3 protein-coding genes are annotated in these 2,227 nt (G+C 39.2%); all 3 read left to right on the top strand.

Annotation, left to right across the window (positions count from 1 at the left end; all coding sequences use genetic code 11):
• On the top strand, positions 1 to 1,239 hold a 1,239-nt coding region (locus HN643_01055; protein MBT7500247.1), incomplete at its 5' end, for a hypothetical protein.
• Between the two features lie 13 nt (positions 1,240 to 1,252).
• Positions 1,253 to 2,092: a hypothetical protein gene (locus tag HN643_01050; protein ID MBT7500246.1), complete on the top strand. Its 840-nt coding sequence runs from the start codon at positions 1,253 to 1,255 to the stop codon at positions 2,090 to 2,092.
• Between the two features lies 1 nt (position 2,093).
• On the top strand, positions 2,094 to 2,227 hold a 134-nt coding region (locus HN643_01045), incomplete at its 3' end, for an FAD-dependent oxidoreductase (protein MBT7500245.1).

Below are 2,227 nucleotides of genomic sequence, written 5' to 3'. Positions count from 1 at the left end.
CTAAAACCGCTGGTAATTGAGCGTGGTGGTGATGTCGATTCACGAATAAAAGATGTTGAAACATTCTTAAGCACAGGAAAGTTAAATCCTAAATCGAACATTCAATTTGGTGAAGGTGGTGCGGGCACTTTCTCAGACGGAAAACTAAATACATTAATCACCAACCCACGAATAAAATATATTTTTGACGAACTGGTCCGTGCCGGAGCACCCGCGGAAATACTTTGGGATGCCCAGCCTCACATCGGAACGGATAAAATTCGCCAAGTTGCAAAAAACATTAGAAAACAAATCGTTAAACTTGGCGGTGAGGTGCGCTTCAATACTGAGCTAACCGACATTAAAATTAATAAAAATAAAGTGACGGGTGTAATTTTAAATGGCAAAGAGGAAATTGAGACTGACAAACTTGTGCTAGCTATCGGCTACTCAGCCCGCGACACATATGAGATGTTGTTCAACAACAAATTAGATATCGAACAAAAACCATTTTCAGTCGGCGTACGAATAGAACACAAAGCTGAAATGATAAACAAATCGCAGTACGATAAATTTTATAATGACAAAAAACTTGGCCAAGCCAAATATAAACTGGTCAGCCACAGTAAAAAAAATCGAAGTGTCTATACCTTTTGCATGTGCCCTGGCGGATATGTCGTCCCCGCAACTTCCGAGGAAAGTTGCGTAGTTACAAATGGCATGAGCAAGTACGCACAAGACGGAGACAATTCAAACTCTGCATTACTTGTAAATGTAAAAACTGAAGACTTTGAATCCGATCACCCGCTAGCGGGCATTGAATTTCAAAGGAAATGGGAGAAAAAAGCATTTGAGGCCGGTGGAAGTAATTATCATGCTCCAGTTCAGTTAGTAAATGACTTTTTAAACAAACAAGAGTCTAAGGGTGTTAATAGTATAATTCCAACTTATAAACCTGGGGTGACACCAACTTCGCTGGACAAATGCTTACCTGACTTTGTCGCTGATAGTCTGAGGGAAGCGCTACCAGAGCTAGAAAGAAAACTAAAAGGGTTTGCTCACCCAGATGCTGTACTTACTGCAATTGAAACTCGTTCTTCATCTCCGCTACGTATCACGCGAAATAAGGAAACAATGCATTCTAATATTACTGGTATTTATCCAGCCGGCGAAGGGGCTGGCTATGCTGGTGGCATTGTATCATCTGCTGTAGATGGTATGCTGGTGAGTGAGGCAATTATAAAACAGCTTCAATTATAAACACAATATAAATATGAGTAAAAAGGATACTTCAATCATACTTTTCCACGAGAAACAAGTTCGTCGTCACTGGGACGGTGAAAAGGAATTTTGGTATTTTTCTATTATTGATGTAATTGCAATTTTAACGGGATCATCTATACCCAAAAGATATTGGAGTGATTTTAAAGGCAAATTAAAAGAAGAAGGGAGTGAGGTGTACGAAAGTATCGTACAACTGAAATTTATGGCTAAAGATGGCAAAAATTATGCCACTGACTGTTTTTCAACCGAAGATTTACTGCGTGTTATCCAATCTATTCCTTCACCAAAAGCTGAGCCTTTTAAACTCTGGCTTGCAAAAGTCGGGTACGAACGAATAGAAGAAACCGAAGATCCAGAATTAGCGATTAACAGAGCAATGCAGACATATCTTAAAAAAGGATATTCCAAAGATTGGATCAATCAAAGACTTAAAACAATTGAAGTCAGAAAAGATTTGACAGATGAATGGCAAGAACGAGGGGTAAAACAAGGTCTTGGATTTGCTATTTTAACAGACGAGATAACAAAAGCATGGGCTGGAAAATCTGTAAAACAGTACAAACAATTTAAAAATCTTCGAAAACAAAATTTGAGGGATAACATGACAAACCTTGAACTTATTTTGAACATGCTTGCCGAGGCGACCACAACGGAAATTTCCAAAAAGAAACAACCAAAAAATTTAAACGAAAACAAAGAAGTTGCAAGAGCAGGAGGCGAAACAGCCGGAAAAGCGAGAAAAGACATTGAGAACAAGACTGGAGAAAGTGTTATCTCCTCAAAAAACGACAAGCAACTAAACAAGCCAAAACAAGATTTACTTCAATAAAATGCCAAAGAATAAATACAACCTAGCAGTGATCGGTGGTGGACCCGCTGGAATGATGGCAGCCGCGCGCGCAGGAGAGCTTGGTTCTCGCGTTATTTTGCTTGAAAAAAATACCCAACTTGGCACAAAACTTTT

Source organism: Candidatus Falkowbacteria bacterium, assembly GCA_018674305.1.
In the GTDB taxonomy this organism is placed as follows: Bacteria; Patescibacteriota; Patescibacteriia; order UBA11705; family JABHMO01; genus JABMRF01.
The sequence above is the reverse complement of the archived record's forward strand: the minus strand, read 5'-3'. Positions and strand labels throughout refer to the sequence as shown.